Annotated in this window: 12 protein-coding genes, 2 tRNA genes and 2 rRNA genes; 10 read left to right on the forward strand and 6 right to left on the reverse strand. The window is 42.6% G+C overall.

Annotated features, from left to right (window positions below; translation table 11 throughout):
- The first annotated feature begins 83 nt into the window (after nucleotides 1-83).
- From CKQ84_RS17135 to rrf, 4 genes are all read left to right on the forward strand, one after another.
- A tRNA-Ile gene (locus tag CKQ84_RS17135) sits at nucleotides 84-160 on the forward strand.
- Nucleotides 161-298: 138 nt separating this feature from the next.
- Nucleotides 299-374: transfer RNA gene (locus CKQ84_RS17140), tRNA-Ala, on the forward strand.
- Between the two features lie 362 nt (nucleotides 375-736).
- Nucleotides 737-3,639: ribosomal RNA gene (locus CKQ84_RS17145) — 23S ribosomal RNA — on the forward strand.
- Nucleotides 3,640-3,778: 139 nt separating this feature from the next.
- Nucleotides 3,779-3,894 (forward strand): 5S ribosomal RNA (rrf, locus tag CKQ84_RS17150).
- Between the two features lie 323 nt (nucleotides 3,895-4,217).
- On the opposite strand, the gene CKQ84_RS17155 is transcribed toward rrf, so the two are convergent.
- The gene (locus CKQ84_RS17155; protein ID WP_105252162.1) at nucleotides 4,218-4,967 is read right to left on the reverse strand and encodes a DUF2057 domain-containing protein; all 750 of its coding nucleotides are present in this window, start codon (nucleotides 4,965-4,967) and stop codon (nucleotides 4,218-4,220) included.
- Between the two features lie 207 nt (nucleotides 4,968-5,174).
- The gene (locus CKQ84_RS17160; RefSeq protein WP_105252163.1) at nucleotides 5,175-7,220 is read right to left on the reverse strand and encodes a bifunctional 2',3'-cyclic-nucleotide 2'-phosphodiesterase/3'-nucleotidase; all 2,046 of its coding nucleotides are present in this window, start codon (nucleotides 7,218-7,220) and stop codon (nucleotides 5,175-5,177) included.
- A 707-nt stretch (nucleotides 7,221-7,927) separates the two neighbouring features.
- Between CKQ84_RS17160 and CKQ84_RS17165 the strand changes: the two genes are divergently transcribed.
- Nucleotides 7,928-10,072, forward strand: a complete 2,145-nt coding sequence (locus CKQ84_RS17165) for a M3 family metallopeptidase (protein WP_105252164.1) — start codon at nucleotides 7,928-7,930, stop codon at nucleotides 10,070-10,072.
- A gap of 146 nt (nucleotides 10,073-10,218) precedes the next feature.
- On the opposite strand, the gene CKQ84_RS17170 is transcribed toward CKQ84_RS17165, so the two are convergent.
- The 3 genes from CKQ84_RS17170 to CKQ84_RS17180 are packed head-to-tail and all read right to left on the reverse strand — an operon-like array spanning nucleotide 10,219 to nucleotide 12,698.
- Nucleotides 10,219-10,554 (reverse strand): hypothetical protein, encoded by a 336-nt coding sequence (locus tag CKQ84_RS17170; RefSeq protein WP_105252165.1) that lies wholly within the window; start codon nucleotides 10,552-10,554, stop codon nucleotides 10,219-10,221.
- A gap of 54 nt (nucleotides 10,555-10,608) precedes the next feature.
- Nucleotides 10,609-11,577, reverse strand: a complete 969-nt coding sequence (locus CKQ84_RS17175) for a fimbrial protein (RefSeq protein ID WP_105252166.1) — start codon at nucleotides 11,575-11,577, stop codon at nucleotides 10,609-10,611.
- Nucleotides 11,578-11,636: 59 nt separating this feature from the next.
- Nucleotides 11,637-12,698, reverse strand: a complete 1,062-nt coding sequence (locus CKQ84_RS17180; RefSeq protein ID WP_105252167.1) for an EAL domain-containing protein — start codon at nucleotides 12,696-12,698, stop codon at nucleotides 11,637-11,639.
- Between the two features lie 478 nt (nucleotides 12,699-13,176).
- Between CKQ84_RS17180 and CKQ84_RS17185 the strand changes: the two genes are divergently transcribed.
- The 5 genes from CKQ84_RS17185 to CKQ84_RS17205 all read left to right on the forward strand — a co-directional run bounded on the left by CKQ84_RS17185 (nucleotide 13,177) and on the right by CKQ84_RS17205 (nucleotide 21,840).
- Nucleotides 13,177-13,722: a fimbrial protein gene (locus CKQ84_RS17185; RefSeq protein ID WP_105252168.1), complete on the forward strand. Its 546-nt coding sequence runs from the start codon at nucleotides 13,177-13,179 to the stop codon at nucleotides 13,720-13,722.
- A gap of 61 nt (nucleotides 13,723-13,783) precedes the next feature.
- Entirely contained in the window at nucleotides 13,784-14,518 is a 735-nt protein-coding gene (locus CKQ84_RS17190; protein ID WP_105252169.1) for a molecular chaperone, read from the forward strand.
- A 92-nt stretch (nucleotides 14,519-14,610) separates the two neighbouring features.
- Nucleotides 14,611-17,217, forward strand: a complete 2,607-nt coding sequence (locus CKQ84_RS17195) for a fimbria/pilus outer membrane usher protein (RefSeq protein WP_105252170.1) — start codon at nucleotides 14,611-14,613, stop codon at nucleotides 17,215-17,217.
- 495 nt (nucleotides 17,218-17,712) lie between these two features.
- Nucleotides 17,713-18,384 (forward strand): response regulator transcription factor, encoded by a 672-nt coding sequence (locus CKQ84_RS17200; RefSeq protein ID WP_105252171.1) that lies wholly within the window; start codon nucleotides 17,713-17,715, stop codon nucleotides 18,382-18,384.
- 24 nt (nucleotides 18,385-18,408) lie between these two features.
- Nucleotides 18,409-21,840, forward strand: a complete 3,432-nt coding sequence (locus CKQ84_RS17205; RefSeq protein WP_105252172.1) for a hybrid sensor histidine kinase/response regulator — start codon at nucleotides 18,409-18,411, stop codon at nucleotides 21,838-21,840.
- Nucleotides 21,841-21,923: 83 nt separating this feature from the next.
- Here CKQ84_RS17205 and CKQ84_RS17210 read toward each other — a convergent pair whose 3' ends face one another.
- Nucleotides 21,924-24,116, reverse strand: coding sequence for a M3 family metallopeptidase (locus tag CKQ84_RS17210; protein ID WP_105252173.1), 2,193 nt, complete (start codon nucleotides 24,114-24,116; stop codon nucleotides 21,924-21,926).
- Between the last annotated feature and the right edge of the window lie 20 nt (nucleotides 24,117-24,136).

Consider the following 24,136-nt stretch of genomic DNA (forward strand, 5'->3'; position numbering starts at 1 on the left):
AATGTTTGTTGAGTGTTCACACAGATTTGCTTGATAGAAGAAAGAGTAAAAAATGGACCTAGTCAAATAGGTTTATCAAAGATGGGTCTGTAGCTCAGCTGGTTAGAGCGCACCCCTGATAAGGGTGAGGTCGGTGGTTCAAGTCCACTCTGACCCACCAAATCTTCGTTCTCCTTTGTTAAATTAACACTCGTTTAGTGAACTAAACGTCGCGTTAATTTGCCGCGGATAACTCGATTTGGCAAACCAATCCTTTTAGAGGTTTGGAACATCTTACTTACTCGCACTGCATGTAAATGGGGCTATAGCTCAGCTGGGAGAGCGCCTGCCTTGCACGCAGGAGGTCTGCGGTTCGATCCCGCATAGCTCCACCATTTACACCTTATTCTAACTTTATTGCAAAGTAATAAGGCATATGCACTATGGATAGAGATGCCAAAGATAAACTTAAAAATTATCTTTGGCTTTTTTAAGCCCGCTCTTTAACAATTTGGAAAGCTGATAGTATTTAATTACATGAGTCTGTCATGTGATTAATTACAAAACGTTTAATGCGAAAGCATTGAACATGAGTTCTCAAACACTTTATTAAGTGTCTTGAATATTCAATAGTAAATTATTCTTTGCTGAATAGTTTACGTCTAAGGCGCGTCCACTTCTTTGGTCAGAAGTGAGACAAGTAAAACCAAGCTGGTCGCAATGCGACTCAGGTGAGTGAAACTCATTTGGGTTGTATGGTTAAGCGACTAAGCGTATACGGTGGATGCCTTGGCAGTCAGAGGCGATGAAGGACGTAGTAACTTGCGAAAAGCGTTGGCGAGCTAGTAACAAGCATTTGAGCTAACGATGTCCGAATGGGGGAACCCAGCAGCATAAGCTGTTATCGCAACATGAATACATAGTGTTGCGAGGCGAACGAGGGGAACTGAAACATCTAAGTACCCTTAGGAAAAGAAATCAACCGAGATTCCCCTAGTAGCGGCGAGCGAACGGGGATTAGCCCTTAAGTCAGTGGGGTGTTAGTGGAATGCGTTGGAAAGCGCAGCGGCACAGGGTGATAGCCCCGTACATGAAAACTAACCATTGATGAAAACGAGTAAGGCGGGACACGTGACATCCTGTTTGAATATGGGGGGACCATCCTCCAAGGCTAAATACTCCTGACTGACCGATAGTGAACCAGTACCGTGAGGGAAAGGCGAAAAGAACCCCTGTGAGGGGAGTGAAATAGAACCTGAAACCGTATACGTACAAGCAGTGGGAGCGGTTCTTGAGACCGTGACTGCGTACCTTTTGTATAATGGGTCAGCGACTTACATTTTGTAGCGAGGTTAAGCGAATAGCGGAGCCGTAGGGAAACCGAGTGTTAACTGCGCGTTTAGTTGCAAGGTGTAGACCCGAAACCCGGTGATCTAGCCATGGGCAGGTTGAAGGTTGAGTAACATCAACTGGAGGACCGAACCGACTAATGTTGAAAAATTAGCGGATGACTTGTGGCTGGGGGTGAAAGGCCAATCAAACCGGGAGATATCTGGTTCTCCTCGAAAGCTATTTAGGTAGCGCCTCGAGCGAATACCATTGGGGGTAGAGCACTGTTAAGGCTAGGGGGTCATCCCGACTTACCAACCCTTTGCAAACTCCGAATACCAATGAGTACTACTCGGGAGACAGACGGCGGGTGCTAACGTCCGTCGTCAAAAGGGAAACAACCCAGACCGTCAGCTAAGGTCCCAAAGTACTAGCTAAGTGGGAAACGATGTGGGAAGGCTTAGACAGCTAGGATGTTGGCTTAGAAGCAGCCATCATTTAAAGAAAGCGTAATAGCTCACTAGTCGAGTCGGCCTGCGCGGAAGATGTAACGGGGCTAAGCTAGTCACCGAAGCTACGGGTGCACAGTTTACTGTGCGCGGTAGAGGAGCGTTCTGTAAGCCGTTGAAGGTGAAGGGGTAACCCACGCTGGAGGTATCAGAAGTGCGAATGCTGACATGAGTAACGATAAAGGGGGTGAAAAACCCCCTCGCCGAAAGACCAAGGGTTCCTGTCCAACGTTAATCGGGGCAGGGTGAGTCGACCCCTAAGGTGAGGCCGAAAGGCGTAATCGATGGGAAACAGATTAATATTTCTGTACTTCCGCTAACTGCGATGGAGAGACGGAGAAGGCTAGGCTAGCGCGGCGTTGGTAGTCCGCGTTTAAGGTGGTAGGTGGTGTTCTTAGGCAAATCCGGGGACACGTACTTTAATGTACACACTGAGAGCTGATGACGAGGTCCTAAGGGACTGAAGTAGTTGATGCCATGCTTCCAGGAAAATCTTCTAAGCTTCAGGTTAGTGGGAATCGTACCCCAAACCGACACAGGTGGTCGGGTAGAGAATACCAAGGCGCTTGAGAGAACTCGGCTGAAGGAACTAGGCAAAATGGTACCGTAACTTCGGGAGAAGGTACGCTCCTGTTGGTGATGAGACTTGCTCTCTAAGCTGACGGGAGTCGCAGATACCAGGTGGCTGCAACTGTTTATCAAAAACACAGCACTGTGCAAACTCGCAAGAGGAAGTATACGGTGTGACGCCTGCCCGGTGCCGGAAGGTTAATTGATTGGGTTATCGCAAGAGAAGCTCATGATCGAAGCCCCGGTAAACGGCGGCCGTAACTATAACGGTCCTAAGGTAGCGAAATTCCTTGTCGGGTAAGTTCCGACCTGCACGAATGGCGTAATGATGGCCACGCTGTCTCCAGCCGAGACTCAGTGAAGTTGAAATTGCGGTGAAGATGCCGTATACCCGCGGCTAGACGGAAAGACCCCGTGAACCTTTACTATAGCTTGGCACTGAACATTGAACCTACATGTGTAGGATAGGTGGGAGACTTTGAAGTTGTGACGCTAGTCATGATGGAGTCGTCCTTGAAATACCACCCTTGTAGTTTTGATGTTCTAACCTAGGTCCCTTATCGGGATTAGGGACAGTGCCTGGTGGGTAGTTTGACTGGGGCGGTCTCCTCCCAAAGAGTAACGGAGGAGCACGAAGGTTGGCTAAGTACGGTCGGACATCGTACGGTTAGTGCAATGGCATAAGCCAGCTTAACTGCGAGACATACACGTCGAGCAGGTACGAAAGTAGGTCATAGTGATCCGGTGGTTCTGAATGGAAGGGCCATCGCTCAACGGATAAAAGGTACTCCGGGGATAACAGGCTGATACCGCCCAAGAGTTCATATCGACGGCGGTGTTTGGCACCTCGATGTCGGCTCATCACATCCTGGGGCTGAAGTCGGTCCCAAGGGTATGGCTGTTCGCCATTTAAAGTGGTACGCGAGCTGGGTTCAGAACGTCGTGAGACAGTTCGGTCCCTATCTGCCGTGGGCGTTGGATGATTGAAGGGAGCTGCTCCTAGTACGAGAGGACCGGAGTGGACGAACCGCTGGTGTTCGGGTTGTCATGCCAATGGCATTGCCCGGTAGCTACGTTCGGAATCGATAACCGCTGAAAGCATCTAAGCGGGAAGCGAGCCCTAAGATGAGTCATCCCTAGGAATTTAATTCCTCTAAAGAGCCGTTCGAGACTAGGACGTTGATAGGCATGGTGTGTAAGCGTTGTGAGGCGTTGAGCTAACATGTACTAATGACTCGAGAGGCTTAACCATACAACCCAGATGGGTTTTACAAAGAAGCCTTAGACAGAATACAGATACTTGATAAAGTTTGAACTCAAACAAAGAAAATCAGCTTTCCGAATTATTATTAACGTGAGCCAGAGATGGACACGGTAATAAACAGAATTTGCTTGGTGACAATAGCCTTGTGGAACCACCTGATCCCATCCCGAACTCAGAAGTGAAACGCAAACGCGCCGATGGTAGTGTGGGGTCTCCCCATGTGAGAGTAGGTCATCGCCAAGCGCCTAATTATCTCATTGAGATGCAACGAAGCCAGCTGAATAAGCTGGCTTTTTTGCGTCTGGAATTTGCACGTTTTAGTATTTTTGAAAGGGCTTTATTGGTTAGGACGTTGATAGGCTTAAATTACATTAAGCTGTGAAGTGGGAATGGGTTTATTGAACGCTTTCTTAATGAGATTAAGTTTTACTAAGTTCTCATTTTATGAACTGTAATAGAGCCGCCAGCTCATAGTGACACTAAGCTGGCGGTTTGAAATAGATAGCTGAAGCAATGTTGATGGTTGGAGGACAAATACTCTCTTCAACGCTTGCGTGCTCTATGGGTCACTCTTTGTTGATTTTAGCTTTGAAGCTGGCTTTGGTATTGTCGTTAGCTTGTTTGTACCAGTAATCCAGCATTTGACTGATTTCAGCTTGGCTAGGTGTCGTCGCTGGAGTGATTTGCTGAGCCTTGTCATTGACCGCTGCGGCTGCTGACGACATAACTGCTGACGCGATCAAGCTCGTGGATGTGACTACTGCTGTTTGGCGTATTTGTGGCTGGCTTGCCAATACTGGTGTAATGGCGTCGCTTGCTTGCGTTGTTGCGGTATTCATAGTGAGATTTAATGAAGCCGGATGATTACTAAGGTTGTACTGCAGTATCTCGTGTTCGAAATCCCGTCCCAGTTGAATGCCATTCTTAATCAATTTATCACTGGTAAAACCCACTGCTTCATCTTGAGCATTTAATAGTGTCAGCTTAGGTGACTCATCAAATTTCTTTGCATCTCTGGCTGAGTTGATGGCGGGAAGTGTCAGCGTGAGTGTTTGTGCTGATGCATCAAAACGGACGATGAGCACGTCGGAGAGATAATGCACTGAGTCAGCTTGTTGTCGATATTGCGCGGCATAACGGAAGGCAATCTGATTGGTCCCATCGGCTAAAACGAGATCGCCACTCTTTACGGCTGGCTTGCCATTGACCGTTAACACTTCAGCATTTTTAGGTAGTTTGAGATGAACATCGGCCGTTGCTGGCTGCACAGTCCCCAGCACTAATGCCGTGGCACATAAGATTGATTGATATTTCATAAGATTTCTCTGTTGTTGCGAGGACGCCGCTAAATAATAAGGCAGATATTTGGCGACACAAAGCAGGTTTAACCTTTAGTGTGGAGCATGATGAACTAAATGGCGACACGCCGTTTATAGATCGCAGATTAGCGTTAATTTGATCTGCAGGGAATAAAAAAGGCTCACGAGGAGCCTTTTTGAGCATGATATTTCGGGATTGAACGCTTATTTGGTTAGGTTGATGCTATAAACGGCGAAACCCAGTTCATCCTTGCTTATCTTCTTCATTTCACGTTGTTTATTGGCTTCGATAAAGGCAGCGGCTTTGTCACTGTCTTGGGTTTCGAAGCGAACGTCCAATGCGACATTCGTGGTGATGGTTTTGAAATCCCAGTTGTAATCGGCACTTGGATTGACCATAGCTTCGTACTTACCTGTGGTTTCGTTGTACTGAGATTGCGCTGTGATATAGGCAGCTAGTGCTTCACGGTTAGTATCGGGCAGTTCAAGCACCACATGGTCGCTACCCGTACCAGCAAACTTACCCCCAAAGGCGCGGTAGTTATTTGAGGTGACGATAAATTCTTTCGCGGCAAATTCTTCACCTGTCATGACTTTGCCGTTTTCGTCTTTATAGCTTAAATCAACGATACGGTTTGCGCTGGCATTAACGACGGCGCAATCGCGGTCAAACTTGCTTGGTTGGGTCACATCAATTTTATAGGTTAACCCATCGAGTACGTCGAAGTTATAGGTTGGATGACCATCCCAGTTGATTAAACTTTGTGGGGTGGTTTTTGCTGGGTCGATTTGATTGAACTGGTTTGCTGAGCACTCTAGCCAATCTTTCAATTCGGCGCCCGTCGCTTTGACTGCCACCATAGTATTGGGATACAGGTACAGATCGGCGGCGTTTTTAAAGGTCAGTGGGCCTTTATCAACTTGCACAAATTGATCGGCATCACTGGTTGTACCGTGGCGACCGCCCGCTTTAAAGGGTGCGGAGGCTGATAGCACTGGCAGACCTTTTAATGCTGCAGGTAATTTCGCTTTCACGTTAGCGATTTGCGCATCGGAAACGATTTGTACCGTAGGGTCGTCCTGCACTAAGGTAAGGAAGCTGTACATGTCGGCTGCGGCAACGCCGATAGGTTCATCCACAAAGGCGAGGGTTCCTTGGTGCTCGGCTGCGACTGCATCTTTAATTGCGGGATCTTGGCTAACTAACTCTTCCTTAGTCGCACCATTATATATGGGGCGAGCTTGCGTTTTCGCACTAAGGACATGCCATTTACCATCTCTACGTTCAAGTTTAAAGTCAACAACCCCTAAGTTATCACCCCAACGACCTGGCATCACTGCGGGGACGCCGTTCAGTAGGCCTTTAGTGACGTCGGTATTGGGTAAGTCGGCATACTTAGCATCAGGGAAGATAGAGTGGCTGTGGCCGAATAGAATCGCATTGATACCATCAACATAAGTCAAAGCGTAAGTGGCATTTTCAGCCATAGGATCGCCAGGATTTTCCGTTGAACCAATGCCAGAGTGAGGAATGGCGATAATGATATCGGCCCCTTTGGCTTTCATTTCTGGGACATATTTTTTCGCGGTTTCAATAATATCTTCGACCGTCACTTTACCCGTCAGATTTTGTTTATCCCACAATAGAATTTGCGGTGGCACAAAACCAATATAACCAATGTTAATGGTTTGATTATTACCTTCACTGTCGATGATGTTTTTTTGTTTGATGATATAAGGGGTGAATAAATGCTCACCTTTTTTAACCTCATTCCAGCAACCATTATCGTCGGCGCAATAAACGTTTGAGTTGATATAAGGGAAATCTGCACCACTAATAGATTTATTTAAGAAATCTAAACCATAGTTAAATTCATGGTTACCGATATTACCGACTTCATAATCTAATAGGTTCATGGCTTTATAGGCTGGATGAATATCACCCATTTGCAGGCCAACTTTAGCCATGTAATCGCCCATTGGGCTGCCTTGTAGTAGATCGCCGTTGTCGACGAGTACGCTGTTTTTGGCTTCGTTGCGTGCAGCGTGGATTAAGCTTGCAGTACGGGCTAGACCGATAGTTGGGTCATTTTTGCCACTGTAGTAGTTGAAATCCATGATATTTGTGTGCAGATCTGTGGTTTCGAGTACCCGTAAATCGGCTTGAACGACTTTGTCGTCATCAGAATTACAGGCGCTTACACCAAGGGCGGCAGTGATCATCACTGCGAGTATTTTCTTATTTAACATAGTTATCTCTATTTATATTTATTTGACCCCAATGCATGTTCCGTAAAAGAACATGCCCATCATCCCGTTAATTCGGCGTAATTTAACTGTTAGGTTAATTTGCTGCTAAGTTAACGAGCGGGAATTATAAAGACATTTGATGATCTGAATGTGACATTAATCGGATAAAAGCTGTTTCAAATTGTGACTCAAGGTTTGCTTGCCTAAATAGTGAGCCGTTTAGCCTGTTTATTTGTTACATTAATGTGTTAATAATTACAGTAAACAGTTTATTAAGAAGAATTAATATTTGTTATTGGAATGGCATTTTATTTGCTCAGCCCCTTGTCTATGTCGGGGATATTTGACGTAAAACTTCAGTAGAATTGTTTTAAATAATTCTTTTACATCAAATTTTAGCCAATGTTGATCACCTATGCTCGCATGTCTCTTGGCTTGATTGAGGTGAGTTAGGTTTAGCGTAGCGTTGGCATAGGCTTATTTAGACGGGTAATACACATAAAGTGATACAAATTAGCTGTGCTCTGGGCGGGTAAAACTTGGCTGAAATGCGCGTAACTTGTTAAGGTAGTTCATCGAAATTGACGTACGAAGCTACACAAGTTCGTTAAAACAGACTGTTGTAAACCGAAAGCCAAAATCCGTTTGCGCGCACCTTTCACCTTAAAAATACAATCGAAAGGGCAGCAACATCCAAGGGAGTTAATATGCGTAAGTCCGTTATTACCACAGCCGTAGCTGCGGCATTGTTACTTGGCGCTTGTTCAGACAAGCCTGATGTAAGCACCAATGAAGCCAAAAATGCCGTTGCGACTCAAACTGCTGCTAAAGCGCAAGCAACTAATGTGCTGCTGAGCAAGAGTCCACTGCAAGATCAAGCGCCGCAATTTAATCTTATTCAGTCCGCAGATTATGCTCCCGCCTTCGAGCAGGGCATTAAAGCTCACGATGCAGAAATCGCTGCGATTGTGAATAACAAACAAGCGGCTAGTTTTGACAATACCATTCTCGCCATGGAAACCTCGGGTGAATTGTTAACGCGCGTATCGCGTACCTTCTTTAATCTCGCAGGTCTGATTTCTGATGATGATTTCCAGAAAACCGAAGCGGATCTTGCACCTAAGCTATCTGCCCACCGAGATAATATTTATCTCGATCCGACTTTATTTGCCCGTGTTGAAGCCGTATATCAGCAAAAGAGCAGCCTAAATGCGGAAGATCAGCGTTTAGTTGAATACTACTATGAGCAGTTTGTCCGCGCTGGCGCGAAATTGTCGGCCGAAGATAAAGCTAAGATGCGCGACTTTAACGCTGAACTTGCAACCTTAGCGACGGACTTTTCACAAAACAGCTTAAAATCATTTAAAGATGATGTGATTGTTGTGACTGATAAAGCCCTGTTAGCCGGTTTATCCGACAGCGAAATTGCTACTTTAGCCGCAGCGGCCAAAGCTGCGGGAAAAGAAGGCTATTTGATTACTTTAGTCAACACGACACGCCAACCTGTGCTTTCTAGCCTGAGTAACCGTGAACTGCGCCAAAAAGTATGGGAAACCTCGGCGCACAGAGCCGTCGCAATCAATGGTCCATTGATTGTCAAAATGGCGCAAATACGTGCTAAAAAAGCCAATTTACTGGGGTTCGATACTTGGGCATCCTATGCGGTTGCCGATCAAATGGCGAAAACACCAGCCGCTGTGTATGAAATCCTCGATGATTTAGCGCCAAAAGCTTTAGCTCGCGCCAAAGTGGAAGTGGCTGATATTCAAGCTGAAATCAAAAAGGCGGGCGGTAATTTTGAGCTGCAACCTTGGGATTGGGCTTACTACGCCGACAAAGTGCGTAAAGAGAAATACTCCCTCGATGAAAGCAGTATCAAGCCTTATTTCGAGTTTAATACTGTGCTGAAAGACGGGCTGTTTTTCGCTATGCATAAATTATATGGCATCAGCTTAAAACCGCGTACTGATTTACCCGTGTGGCATTCCGATGTTTTAGCTTTTGAAGTCTTTGATAAAGATAACAGTTCTATTGGCTTATTCTATCTAGACCCGTATGCCCGTGAAGGCAAAGGCGGCGGCGCGTGGATGGATGAGTTCGTCACCCAAAGCGGTCTGCTCGGCACTAAGCCCGTAGTCTATAACGCGCTTAATATTCCTAAGCCAGCCGATGGCCCAACGCTAATGACCTTCGATGAAGTGACCACTCTGTTCCATGAATTTGGCCATGCGATACACGGTTTATTCTCGCAGGTGAAATACCCAAGCGTGGCTGGCACATCAACCGCACGTGACTTTGTTGAGTTCCCATCACAGGTTAACGAAGATTGGAATATCGATCCTGCTGTGATTGCTAACTATGCCAAACACTATAAAACGGGTGAGCCAATTCCTAAGGCGCTGCTCGATAAAATCTTAGCGGCAAATAAGTTTGGCCAAGGTTTTGATACCGTTGAGTACCTGTCAGCGGCCTTGTTAGATATGGAATGGCACTCTATCAGCGCCGATACTCAAATTAGCGATGTAGAGAAGTTTGAGCACCAAGTGCTAGCTAAACATGGTCTTGATTTTGCGCCAATTCCACCCCGTTATAAATCGAGCTACTTTAGCCATGCCTTCTCCGGTGGTTATTCCGCAGGTTATTACGCGTATTTGTGGACCGAAGTGTTTGCCGCCGATGCCTTTGCTTATATGGGTGAGCAAGGTGGCTTAAAAGCCGATAATGGTGACAAATTCCGTAAGGAAGTCTTATCTAAAGGTAACAGTGAAGATCTCATGCAAGATTATATTCACTTTACGGGTAAAAAACCGACAACAGAGGCACTGTTAAAGCGCCGCGGTTTAGTCGATTAATTGTAATAAGATAAAGGCTTGTTAGGGAAACTTAACAAGCCCTTTGGGGGGGAGAATATGCAGCTATTATATTTAAAAGTGTAATGAGCATTTACAAAAATGTTGTTAATTTTTAAATCACATAATTTGTTAGTCAATATATTTAATTAAAAGTTTGACATCACTGTTCTTAATGCTTCTATATCGGGTAATCCAATCAATGTTTGGTCCCAAGTAGTGAACATTTGAGTTCGATAGACCAAAATGTTGGGTGTTGCCGATTGAGTACGTAGCTGATTAAAATGTTCCGTATGAATAAGGCTTTCTTCAATGATCACTAGCCCAACTTGAAAGTTTTCAACTTGTGCTAAACGAGATGCCTCTGCAAATGAAGCCGTCGTGATTATTCTAAAGTAGCCTAATGAGTTAAGTTGTTTTTCAATACATAGGCGATTATCATGTTTTTTATCGGCAATAATAATCCGCAAAATTTTTTTAGACATATGGAATACTCTTAATACTAGATTTGAACTTGAGGAATTTCTTTGCCTCTTAGTTTATTGATATGTCATAGTGAATGTTAACGACGTATTTGCACTGCCACCTTTGGCGATATAACCGGTTTGATAGTAAGCAGCTTTAAGGGGAATAGAGTAATTTCCACCTGTTGCAGCATAACCTGAAAAGACATTATCAACACCCAAAGGTAAAGGGTTACTGGAAGCATCGAGTATCTGTACACCAACACCACTGGCAGTGGAGCTGGATTGTAGCGTAACAACTGACTTCGTTGGATTGATAATAGTTGTCGTTGGATCGAGCCGATATTTTATAGAGTTTATACCACTCGGACAGTTATTAAGATTAATTGCAAAAGCTGTTGGTGTCATTCGAGTATTAATCCCTTGAAATCCTGATGCTGGTTGAACACCCATAGGCACGTTTATATTTGAAACAGTGCATGTTTGCTGTGTTATGACCATTTTAGTTGCATTTCTGAAGTAAGTTACTCTTAAATGTCCAGCACTATAATATCCTATATCCCCAACCGGAATTTCAATAATAGTCTGGGTAGGGCCAATCTTATATATCTCAAGATAATATGGTATTGAAGTCGGGAATTTCACCCAGTTATTATAGGTGCTAACTGTATTATAATAGTCTTTTAAAATATCTCTGTCACTCCAAATATACTTAAAGCCTAAACCTGTTGTGCCAATAGGGAATATATTTGAACCGTTGGATGGGGCGCCAATAGCATTTTGTATACCTATATTATCATTAGCAGTGCACTGATATTGAGGTTCGGAATTAGGGTAGGTAGCGTTAGAACGATAAACCCTTGTTCCAATTGGCGTGTCTCGGAGAATATTTATATTTCCATTAAGTGTAAAGTTCACAAGAGCTGCAACTCCTGAACTCACAGAGCAAGTCGCTGCCGCATCGTCAATCGTAATAACAGAGATAAATGCACCTAAAAAAAGATGTTTTACATATTTATAGATTGGTTTTTTATTTAAATTCATTTCTAATCCTTTATTTATAGCTAGCCAATAGCTGTTGGTTAATTCGTTTCTTAAAGTGCTCAGTTTCTTACATATTGGATAAAATTATCAGCAGATATCGGTTTTGCAAAATAATATCCTTGGGCAATATCTGCTCCTAAATTCGTTATGCGCTCAAGGTCAGCTTCAGTTTCTACCCCTTCCGCGATGACACTTAACCCTAAGTCATGGGCTAAGAGAATTGTATTGGCTAATATTTTATGGCTGACAAGGCTTTCTCTTGCTTGATGTACGAAAATTCTATCTATTTTTAAAAGATTAAAAGGAGTCAGGGCTAGACGCTGTAATGAAGAGAAACCAGTGCCAAAGTCATCAATAGCACATTTAAATCCTTGTAATCTTAATTTACTAATTGCAGCCGCGAGTTCTACTTCGAATCCTGCATAATCCTCTGTGATTTCTATGCCGATATGGGAGGAGTTGATCCCAGATTGCGCTACCCTATGTATCGTATTTTCTGCCCAGCGAGCGGAACTTGCGATATCTGCACTGATATTAACGCTGAGGCATAAATCTAAATCTAAACCTGAACCTTGCAAATGTTTCAACATGTTGATGATGTAATCTAACATTTGCTTCCACAACGCATTGCGCATTATGTTCGAATGCATTCTGGGCAATAGGTATTCAGGGCCAAGTACACCCAGTTTTGGATGATTCCAACGGGCCAATGCCTCTGCTCCATAAAGTTTTCCACTTGTTACATGGAACTGAGGCTGAAAATAGGCAACAGTATCAATTAAAACTTCTGCAGATTTTCCAGATAATAAACTATCCCACTGTGCTTTATTCATTAAAGTGTTAATATTTACGGGCTGTCCACATAAGCACTCTTCTTTTTTATACGAAATTGATGTGTCATCGTTAACAATGTCGTTATTAACATTTTTGCAATCATATTTTTTATTTATAGCGAATGTCGACGGTTGGTTTTTGTCCGTTAGTAATAATGGGGCTTTGGAACTGGGTTTAGCAGATTGATTAAACAATGTTAACTCCGTTATTTCAGATATTCCCATGCCATAAATCAATATGTACCAAGGTTGGTCATATAGTGCTATTTGTGCCTGTGTCGTATTCATTGTTGCGCATTTATAGATTCAGGAAATTTAAATGTAAACTATCAATTATCTACATGAAAATTATGCAGATAAAAATCATTCTAATAGACGTTTTCTACCCAAACACTCAAAAAATACCAGAGACTATTTATTAAATAGTTGTTACTAACTATGCTAGTTTGCTGGCGCTGTATTGGCAACGCTTCAATTCTTATATAGTGATTAGGAATTATCCTATAAATGGTGGTGGACTAAATGAATTGGTTGGTTTTACTATTATTTACATAATAAATAATTAAATTATTTTCTGCTGATAGGATTAATCTTATTGAGAAGTAAGACTTCTAGCCTAGGAATAATAGGTGTTTATGCAATATATTCATTGTTGATTTCTATTCATAATGGCTTTCGTCGAATGTATGTCGTAATCAATGCACATCAAAATGACAATAATGCAGGCGAATTAGCCTGAGTTACAGCAATTAAATGGAACATTACTATGAAAAATAAAATTTACTCTTTCGCATTAACTGGGATTGTTGCTGCTTCGAGTTTACTTACCAGCACAGTGTTTGCTGCGGATGGCAACATTAATATCACTGGTGAAATTACTGGCACGACTTGCACAGTAAAAGGTAGTGGAGCTAATGGGGATGTGGCTGTGACTTTGGATACAGCAAGTACTCACGCACTTGCAGCACAAGGCGAAACTGCTGGATTCAAGCCTTTTAATATTACTCTGAGTAGCTGTTCTGCTGCGTCGACAGTAAAAGCAGGCTTTGAAGCGGGTCCAAATACAGACTTAGTGAGTGGTCGTCTGAATTTAATTGGCGCGGGCACTGCCGGTGTTGCAGAAAACGTTCAACTACAATTGCGCAACAGTGACAGTTCACCTATCAAGATTGGCGATAACAGTACGGTAACTGGCACACCTCTTGACGCTGGTGGCGCAGTGTTGTCCTACCAAGTAGGTTACTACGCAACAAATGCTGCTACACCAGGTACTGCAAATAGCGCTGTAACTTACAGTATCGTATACCAGTAAGTTAGGCTTGTACGAAGGGGGAGGTCATCCTCCCCTTTAACCCCCATCTAGAGAACGTGATATGAAACCGTTTTTAGTGCATTACTTGGCAATGAGTGTATTGATCATGGGAGGTGTTATTGCCTCTTCTGCGAATGCCTCGATCGTACTTAGTAATACCCGTGTGGTTTATGAAGAGAGCGAAGGTGAGGCAAATGTTAAGTTAACTAATGCAGGCCAGCAACCCTTAGTAGTGCAATCTTGGATTGATGATGGTGACTTAGACACATCTTCGAGTTTAATTAAATCTCCCTTTATTCTTATGCCACCAATTTCACGGATTGACTCTAATAAAGGGCAAACCTTAAGGCTAATATATACAGGAGATACTTTTCCGAAGGAACATGAATCTGTTTTTTATCTCAATGTGCAGGAAATTCCACCTAAAGCGGATACATCTTCCGATAAAAATATTATACAAGTTGCTTTGAGAACTCGAATTAAAGTATTTTTTCGGCCTAATGATATTAAAGGCACTCAAGTTGAAGCGCCTCAACAATTAGTTTGGAATTTGATTAAAGGAGATGCCAGTTGGGTTTTAGAATGCACAAACCCAAGCTCTTATCATGTCTCTATGAGTGAGGTTGCATTATCGACGGGTAGTCATGCTCATATTGTTGGTGATGGAATGGTTGCTCCAGGTGGTAAGTTAAATATACCTGTTAATGCCATATCGAATGAAACAAAAGAAGTTAAATTTAAATCTATCGATGATTATGGTGCAATACGAGAGCATTCATATTCACTTGTCAAGTAACTAATTAAATTGGTTTAACAATATACAAGGAAGTAGTGCTGTCACTATTGTAAATAAGTGATGCATACCCTTTTATTTCGAATCGGATTCACATGATGACTAAATCACCCTCACGTAATAGTCGCAACAATGCGAGCGAACGATGCTGTCTTATTCCTTATTCAGTTCTAGTTACTTTATATTTAGTTGTTGCTCAGGGAGTACATGCTGAAGAAGAGTTCGATGCCTCTTTTCTTCAAGGAGGAACAGATTCTGCTGATCTTAGCCGATTTTCTAAAGGTAATAGCATATTACCTGGGCGTTACTTGAGCGATATTTATCTTAATGAAGTTGCTGTGGGGCGCGAGGAAGTTTTGTTTAAGGTTAGGCCTGGAATGCAAAATGCTGAACCATGTTTGAGTATTGAATTGCTTGACCGTTTTGGCATTGACACACTCCAACTACAAGATGTTGATATCAAAGATAAGCATGCTTGTGTTGACCTTCAAACGAATATTCCCTCAGCATCTGTACTTTTTGATCCTAGTGAACTTCGTTTAGATCTGAGCATACCTCAGTTGAGCTTAAGGCGAAATGTGCGGGGATATGTTGATCCATCAGAATGGGATCGCGGTGTAACGGCTGGCATGCTTAATTATGGCTACACCAGCTATTACAGTTCCGCACAACAATTTGGTACTCAACACTTTTTAAGCCTAGACGGTGGAGTGAATTTAGGGGACTGGCGTTTAAGATCGAAATCGTCATTAGATTGGAATGATGATAACCGTAACTGGGAGAATCGAGCACTTTATGCTCAGCGTGATATTGTGCCTTTTAGCTCACAGTTAACATTAGGTGATTCTTCTACCAGTGGAAATATATTTGATACCTTCTCATTACGTGGGATTCAGTTAGCAAGCGATGAACGTATGTTGCCAGATTCACAAATAGGCTATGCGCCGATAGTGCGTGGCGTTGCTAATAGCAATGCTAAAGTGACTATTCGTCAAGCCGGATACACTATATATGAATCCACTGTGGCACCAGGTCCATTTGAAATTGACGATCTATATCCTTCAGGTTATGGCGGCGATCTTGAAGTCATAGTGACTGAGGCTAATGGCCAGAGCCGAACTTTTTCAGTTCCATATTCAGCAGTTGTGCGCATGTTACGCCCTGGTGCTCGTAGATATAGTGCGGCAATTGGACAATATCGTAGTGGCTTTTATAGTAGTAATGATAAACCCATTGTAGGTCAACTGACCTATGAGCACGGCTTGAGTAATTTGTTTACTGCCTACACTGGTGTATTAGCTGCCGACGGTTACTTTTCACCCTTAGTGGGGGTGGCCATGAATACAGGTATTGGTGCGTTCGGTTTAGATATTGCCCATGCCTCTACAGAAGTGCCTACACATGAGAAAATAGCAGATAATAAAACGTCTAGCGGTCAAAGTGTGCGCTTGTCTTTTAGTAAATCGTTGCCAAAAATGGGGAGTTCAGTTTCTGTTGCTGCATATCGTTATTCCACCAACGGTTATTATAATCTACAAGATGCAATGGCAGTTGCGAATGATGAACACCAAGTAGAAAATAATCCGTTTGATTTTGATGACACTATAAATGGATTATTTTATAGCTCGTTTGATCAAGGTTATTGGATGATGCCAAAACGTCAGCGTAGTAGCATCCAAGTTACGTTGAATCAATCATTGGGCAGTATAGGATCTATGTATTTCACTGGTGGAACGCAGGATTATTGGGATAACTCTCATTCTACGACTCAGTTTCAAGTTGGTTTCTCCAGTAGCACGCGGTATTTTAACTATTCTATTGCAGCAATGCGCACATCGGATGAATATGGTTCTGATTCTGATCAAATTTACGCTACGCTATCTATTCCATTAGGCGCGAGTGTCAGTGCAACATCGAACGTTAATTTCTCGAATGAGAATAATAGTATTCGTACCGCAATTAATGGTACCTCTGGAAAAAACAATCAATATAACTGGGGATCAAGCATTTCCAAAGAAGAGCGTAATCATAATCCTTCTGTAGACTTTTACGGAAACGTACATGGATCTCACGGTACTCTTAATGGATCTTTGGGTTACAGTTCTGGTTATCATCAAGTCTCTTTGGGGGCAAGAGGTGCTGTGGTTGCTCATGCTGGTGGCGTTACCTTTGGACAGCAAGTAAGCGATACTTTCGGGATAATTGAAGCACCTGATGCTGTTGGTGCTTCCCTTTCCTCATACCCAAGTGTAGCGATAGATGACGACGGTTATGCCATTATGCCGTACTTAGATCCCTATCGTCGTAATCAAATAGATATAGATCCACACAATATGTCGACCGAAATTGAGCTGAAATCAACCAGTGAACAAGTCACTCCAAGTACTGGCGCGGTGGTGATTGCTAAATTTGAAACTGCTAATAAAGGAAGAGTTGTCCTCATCGATTTGGAGTTTAGTCAAGACATAAGTGTTCCCTTTGGTAGTGAAGTTATTGCCGATAATGGCAATATTGTTGGCATCGTTGGACAAGGTGGTCGTGTACTTGCACGCGGTTTAGATAACAGCGGCACCTTGATGATTAAGTGGGGTGAATCATCAGCCCAACAATGCAAAATTAACTATGCTCTTGAATTACATAATAAAGAGGATAAGCCTACTAAGTTTGAGCGCTTAAACACTCCTTGTTCACAGGTTAAGTAAATCAGTTTGAGTAGGAAAAATAGTGATATATTTGGGGTTTGAGTCAGAGTAACCTTTTATAGGTTACTCTGATAAAACCCTAGTTATAGAAGGTAGTTATTAATATTAAAAATCATATGCAATTAATTGCGTGAGCAATTATAAAGAATGAATAAAATTTTTTACAACTAGTTATAGTGTCATGACTAGTGATATTTTTAAATATGAATTTAAGCGCATAATTTATGTGGGTATTATAATCTATAAAATGTAAAATTTTGATTTAAGTCACATGAGTTGCTATTGCTATCAAGAGAAATTATGAAATATAATACCTTATGAAATTAAGTGTTTCATAATTAAGCTCCTTCTGTTAATTCCTTTTTCATTCCACATCTCTAAGTTTATAGCTATATATTATAGCCTCTGGTTTTTGAACAATAATTTAACATGTTTGATGTGTAACGGTTAGATGTTTTACTACTTATTATCAATTAACGTATTTGGAGTTTATACATGCCCTTTAGTCACGGATACTTGTCTAAAGTTAATATTATAGTGGCTGACGATCACCCTGTTGTTGTGATGGGGATTGGTAAAATAATAAATGAATTTAAAAATTTTAGTCTAGTTAGGACAGTGACTTCCATTCGAGCACTTTTTGAATCAATCGCTAATGATCCTTGCGATGTTTTGATTTGTGATTATTCCTTTGAAAATGATGATGAGCCAGATGGTTTACTATTACTTAGACGTATTCATAGATTATATCCAAGTATAAAAATTATTTTGCTAACTGCACATGATGATTTAGTTATTATGCAGCAAGCGATGCAGATTGGTGTTTGTGGTTTCTTAAGTAAATCGAGTGATGATATTTCTATTTTACCGACAGTGATTACTCGTGTTCTACAAGGCGAAAAATATATTGACCCCCTAACATCAAAAGCGTTAGTGAAACACATGATGTCAAATCATCTCTCAAGCCCAACGTTATCGATTTCGCAACTGACGGCGAGGGAACTTGAAGTTGTTCGAATGTTTGTGCGTGGTATGTCAGTTACTGATATTGCACAACATACGGATCGTAGTATTAAAACGATAAGCACTCAGAAGAAAAAAGCGATGCAAAAATTAGGCGCAAGTAATGATATAGAATTGGTGAATATATTTAACAAACTATTCTGAACATCTTCTCAGTGGTCCGCCTAAATGAAATCTTCTCAATTCAATCTACGAAATTTATTATGCAAATATTTGAAATGCACTCCGCTCTCTGATCCTGACTTACCCGGACGTTATTCCCGTTGGTTATTATTTAGTGGTGGATTAGCTATCAGTTTAATTGTGCTTACTATATCAGTTGTAGAAATTACAATATTATCTGAACGTTTTTTAGACGAACGTGTACATTTGTTTCAAATTCAGCGAGGTATCATCAAGGAAAATCTTGATAGAACCCAGGCTCGTTTGAAACAAAGGGTTGAATTTTATGAGATGTTGTGGCGCTTACGTGATGGGGAAAATTTACCCGTGTTGCGTTATCGTCAAGAGTTACTAAAAAAAAATGGTGTCATAGTTACCGATACTGATGTAACCGCTACCCCTGCGATGATCTTATCTTCATCTAGTCATATCGTAACTGAGCATGAACTGGCTGATTTTTTAGGCTTAATGCGTGAGGTGTCGCCAACACCTTTGTTACGTCAGCGAGAAAATGGGCATTACCTTGGCGGTTATATATATTCATCTGATCATCGATTGCTAGCATTGTGGCCACCATTGGCATTAACTAAATTGAATAATGTGAAGGAAGTTGGCATTAATAAATTTATCAATGATGCTGTAACTAGGGTCGATGCTGTGATAGCAACCACCAATGTGAATAAATTATATGATGAGAGAATGTTCTGGGTACCCTTTTATAAATCGCCTATTACTGATGAATTAACTACAAATTATGCCGCCCCGGTTTATTGTGATGGTAAGCTTATCGCTGTTATTGTCGTAAACGTTCCTATCAGTAAATTCTCTATGCTCTTTCAGAGTTCGACTCATGAGACAGGTTTTTTTGTTGTCTCCAGTGATCGTAAGCATATATTCGGTGTAGACAATTACAGCTCAAGTGAGAGTCAATGGGCGAAATATATCTTGGAATATCCTGGATTATTACAAAATACGGCTTTGCGCCGAGATATAACTTATCGTGATGGCATGTTTTTCGTGTCACAATTTATCCAAGGACCAAACTGGATTGCAGTCTATGTATTTGACTGGTTTACAATTTTTCATGCACTAAAAAGTAAACTAATCACATTAATTATACTGACATTTTTAGTGCTGGGGATCCTGTGGGGCTTTATTCTTTTGCTCGACCGTTTAATACTTGCGCCACTACGAATACAGTCGCGTCTTGTATATGAAAGTGATGCATTCAATCATGCCGTGCTGAATACTGCACCAGTAGGTTTGAGCATTTATGATCCTTTTAGCAATAAAGTGGTTATGCAAAACGAAGCTGCCGAATGCTTACTTTTACCCTCAGAATGTGTGAATTTTTATAGAGAAATATTAGTTAAAGCACAGTTGAATCGCCATAAAAATCAATCCGAAGTGCAGTCAAACGTCCATGAGGTGCAGATAACAGAAGCATCAGTGCTAAGTGCATGTGGCGAGCAACGGGAAATATCTGTGGCTTATTCTCATATTCGTTACCAACAACGCGAAGTCATCTTGTTTAGCTTGACCGATATTAGTGCTCAGAAGACCACGGTCCGTTTGTTAGAGCAAGCGCGTGAGATGGCTGACCAAGCTAATCAGGCCAAGTCGATGTTCATCGCGATGATGAGCCATGAAATTCGTACACCTTTGCACGGTGCATTGGGTAATTTGGAGTTGTTAGCGTTAGAGCCCTTAACGCTAGAACAAAAGGCGCGAGTTTCGACAATTAACCGTGCATTTGATGCGTTATTGGCTTTGATCAACGATATCTTGGACTTGTCTAAGATAGAAGCTCAGGAATTACAATTGCATCCTGAGCCATTTCAACTTATTGAGCTGGTTGAACGCTGTGCACAGACTTTTGCACCTGTGATTCTGGACAAGAATTTGCGCTTTTTCTGCCTAATTGATCCTGAACTTACAGGCACTTGGAGTGGAGATGGGCACAGATTATCCCAAGTATTGATGAACCTAGTGAGTAATGCTCGAAAATTTACTGAGGAGGGGTCTATTACTATCAGGGCTATTCCTGGTGAAGTTAGGGATGATATCCGCTGGGTGCGCATTTCTGTTAGCGATACAGGAATTGGTATCTCGCACGCACATATCAACAAAGTATTTGAACCTTTCGTACAAGCAGACAGATCTATTAACAGTCGTTTTGGTGGCACAGGGTTAGGGTTGACTTTATGTCGACGGATCATGACGTTAATGGGGGGCAATATTACAGTTGATAGTGAGGAGGGAGAGGGGTCTATATTTACGATCAATGTGCCTTTACGTCATAACCTTTCATACGAAAACCGTTCCCAATTTGCAGATAAATATCGTTTTAGCACTGTCGTAATTGTATGTGATTCACCACTTTGGCAGTTTAATCTGATAGAGCAATTTAAATGCTGGATCCCCGATGTTGAAATCATTGAAGCAAGCTTGTTAAAGCCTTTGCCCGCACCAAGGACAAACGCTGTAGTTGTCTTTGCAACTTCAGGGATAGCAATATCAGAGCCATGGCGAGATATCTTATATACGTATCTTGATACTGTGATCCTATCCAGCGACGGCCCTCTATACCCTGAACGTCGAAACCAAGATCTATGTGTAACCTCATTCTCGACATCAATGTTCAAACTTATTTTGGCTGCATGTGGTAAGCATGATGAAGTTCTTGAACCCTTAACTGTTCGCCAACAAAGATCAGAAATTCATCATTATGCCAAGGTATTAATTGCTGAAGATGATCCGCTTAACCGAACCTTACTTGAGCATCAACTTGCCGCACTTGGTTATCATTACGTTGATAGCGTAGGGGATGGGCAACAGGCTTTAGAATACTGCTCGACCAAGCCTTATGACATTATAGTGACTGATCTTGGCATGCCGCAGATGGATGGATTTGAATTTCTTAAAGCAATACGAGCTAAAGGAATTAATACACCCGTGATTGTCAGTACGGCAGATATTAATGGTATTACTCAAATTAAAGCTGCAGGTATTGCTGAGGTGTTACATAAGCCCATTACCATCGAGAGATTGAATAGAGCTCTTGAACACGTTCTTGGAAAGGTGATGTCGGATAGTCAAGAAATAAGTATGAAATCATTATCGACAGTGACACTTATTGATATGCAAGCGCTGTTTGTTGCTGGCTGGAACAGTGACGAACAAGGCTTGCTTGATGCATTGGACGCGAATGACGGTAAGCGCTTTCTTGGTTATTTGCATCGGCTAAAAGGTGCACTACTGGCATTGGACGAAAAATCTTTAGTTGCAAGTATTGATATTCTGAGACGGCATATTGAGTCCCAAGGCTTAGCGCAAAACGTAGTACATATAGATGTATTTATGGAAAAGCTAAGATCACTAGTTATTTTGTACAGTAAAAATAAGGCGTTACCTGAGTTCTGTTCGAGTGACAAATGAGTTACTACGGGTAATAGCATAAAACAACGGGAGCTTAGGCTCCCGTTGTTGATCTTACCTTTAGCAAACCGTTATTTTTGATGCTATTCAGCCAGTAATCCGCGGCTACGCAGTAGCGGCTCGATACCGGCTTCTTTACCTCGGAATTTTTTATACATCAGCATAGGATCATCACTGCCGCCTTTCGAAAGGATATTGTTACGGAAGGAGTCCGCTGTGGCCTTGTCGAAAATGCCGTTTTCTTTAAAGGCTTCGAAAGCATCCGCACCTAAAATATCCGACCAGAGGTAGCTGTAGTAGCCTGCTGAATAACCGCCTGCGAAAATATGCGAGAAGTAAGTGCTGCGATAGCGTGGGCTAATTTCTTCAATCAGTCCCATTGCCGCTAACGAGTCCGCCTCAAACTTGGCCGCATCCATTGGCCTAGTGTCGGTCAGTGTGTGCCAATCTAAATCGAGTTTAGTGGCCGCCATGTATTCAACGGTAGAAAAACCTTGGTTGAACTTGCTGGCCGCTTGGATTTTCTTCACTAGCTCCTGCGGGATCACTTCACCGGTTTTGTAGTGCTTGGCAAATTGGGCTAACACCTCTGGCTGAGTCATCCAGTTTTCATTCACTTGCGATGGGAACTCAACGTAATCGCGAGGTACGGCGGTGCCGCCCTGTGAGCGATATTCGACGTTCGATAACATGCCGTGTAGTGCGTGGCCAAATTCGTGGAATAGTGTGCTGGCTTCATCGAAAGTCAGCAACGCTGGCTCATTACCCGCTGGTCGAGGGTAGTTTAATACGTTGACAATAATAGGTTTAGAATCAACGCCATTCATATTGTATTGCTTGCGGAAGGAGTTCATCCAAGCGCCGCCACGTTTACTGTCACGGGTGAAATAGTCACCCATAAAGATGGCCATCAGTTTGCCGTCTTTATCGTAAACTTCCCAAGTACGGACTTCTGCATTGTATTTGGGTAAGTCGGTACGTTCTTTAAAGGTCAAACCGTACAAACGGTTAGCCGTGTAGAACACGCCTTTTAATGTACTGTCGAGGGAGAAATACGGGCGAGTTTGTTGCTCGTTAAAGCTGTACTTATCGACACGGATCTTGTCGGCGTAGTAATCCCAGTCCCACGCTTGCAGCTTAAAATTGCCACCTTGAGCGTCAATCATGGCTTGCATATCAGCCACTTCGTTTTTGGCTTGGGCCAATGCCGCTGGCCATACTTTATTGAGTAAACCGTAGACGTTTTCTGGTGTTTTAGCTGTGCGTTCTTCTAACACGAAATCCGCATGGGTTTTATAGCCCATCAGTTGAGCACGTTCAGCACGCAGGGCAGCAATCTTAGCGAGGATAATCTTGTTATCGTTGGCGTTATTGTTGTTACCGCGCTCGATATAGCCTTTGTAGAGCTTTTCACGTAACTGACGATTATCGGCATAGGTCAAAAAAGGCGTAATAGAAGGGCGAGACGTGGTAAATACCCACTTGCCTTCGTGGCCACGTTTTTTTGCGGTTTCAAAGGCAGTGGCAATCACATCTGCGGGTAAACCCGCGAGATCGGCTTTACTATCAACCACTAATTCGAAGGCATTGGTTTCGGCTAATAGATTGTCACCAAAGGCTAAATTGAGTTTGCCGATCTCTTCGTTCAGCGCGCGCAGTTTGGTTTTATCTGGCTCGCTTAAGTTCGCGCCGCCACGGGTGAAAGATTTATAGGTATCTTCCAGTAATTTGGCTTGGGCTGTGCTGAGCTTCAGGTTGTCTTTTGCGTCGTGGACAGCTTTAACTTTTTGAAACAGTTTGTCATTAAGCAAAATATCGTCTTCGGCGGACGATAACATAGGCGACACTTCTTTCGAGAGTGCTTGCAATGCTTCATTCGTATCCGCGCCCGTCAGGTTAAAGAAGACGTTAGAAACGCGCGTCACTAGATCGCCAGAAAACTCCATGGCTTCAATCGTATTGGCGAAGGTGGGTTTGGCTTTATTATCAACAATTGCTTGAATTTGTTCATGTTGTTGGGCGATTCCCGCTTTAAATGCGGGGAGGAAATGCTCAGGCTTGATTTTATCGAAGGCCGGAATTTCCATAAAAGTATCATAGGGTTTAAAGAATGGATTAGTCGCATTCTGGCTGATAATTTGTGCTGACACGGCATTTGGCGCCGCATTTGCTTGAACACTGGCATCGGGTTGTTGTGTGCTACAAGCGCCCAAAGTTAAGGCTAAAGCGATGGCACTTAGCGTGAGTGCTTGCGGTTTGAGGGTTAGTCCCTTCATTATTTGTTCCCCGTTAGGTC

Source organism: Shewanella sp. WE21, from assembly GCF_002966515.1.
In the GTDB taxonomy this organism is placed as follows: domain Bacteria; phylum Pseudomonadota; class Gammaproteobacteria; order Enterobacterales; family Shewanellaceae; genus Shewanella; species Shewanella oncorhynchi.

Excerpts from the sequence above, each read along its gene's own strand:
- CKQ84_RS17155 (WP_105252162.1), bottom strand. The coding sequence starts at position 4,967 with ATGAAATATCAATCAATCTTATGTGCCACGGCATTAGTGCTGGGGACT.
- CKQ84_RS17160 (WP_105252163.1), bottom strand. The coding sequence starts at position 7,220 with ATGTTAAATAAGAAAATACTCGCAGTGATGATCACTGCCGCCCTTGGT.
- CKQ84_RS17165 (WP_105252164.1), top strand. The coding sequence starts at position 7,928 with ATGCGTAAGTCCGTTATTACCACAGCCGTAGCTGCGGCATTGTTACTT.
- CKQ84_RS17170 (WP_105252165.1), bottom strand. The coding sequence starts at position 10,554 with ATGTCTAAAAAAATTTTGCGGATTATTATTGCCGATAAAAAACATGAT.
- CKQ84_RS17175 (WP_105252166.1), bottom strand. The coding sequence starts at position 11,577 with ATGAATTTAAATAAAAAACCAATCTATAAATATGTAAAACATCTTTTT.
- CKQ84_RS17180 (WP_105252167.1), bottom strand. The coding sequence starts at position 12,698 with ATGAATACGACACAGGCACAAATAGCACTATATGACCAACCTTGGTAC.
- CKQ84_RS17185 (WP_105252168.1), top strand. The coding sequence starts at position 13,177 with ATGAAAAATAAAATTTACTCTTTCGCATTAACTGGGATTGTTGCTGCT.
- CKQ84_RS17190 (WP_105252169.1), top strand. The coding sequence starts at position 13,784 with ATGAAACCGTTTTTAGTGCATTACTTGGCAATGAGTGTATTGATCATG.
- CKQ84_RS17195 (WP_105252170.1), top strand. The coding sequence starts at position 14,611 with ATGATGACTAAATCACCCTCACGTAATAGTCGCAACAATGCGAGCGAA.
- CKQ84_RS17200 (WP_105252171.1), top strand. The coding sequence starts at position 17,713 with ATGCCCTTTAGTCACGGATACTTGTCTAAAGTTAATATTATAGTGGCT.
- CKQ84_RS17205 (WP_105252172.1), top strand. The coding sequence starts at position 18,409 with ATGAAATCTTCTCAATTCAATCTACGAAATTTATTATGCAAATATTTG.
- CKQ84_RS17210 (WP_105252173.1), bottom strand. The coding sequence starts at position 24,116 with ATGAAGGGACTAACCCTCAAACCGCAAGCACTCACGCTAAGTGCCATC.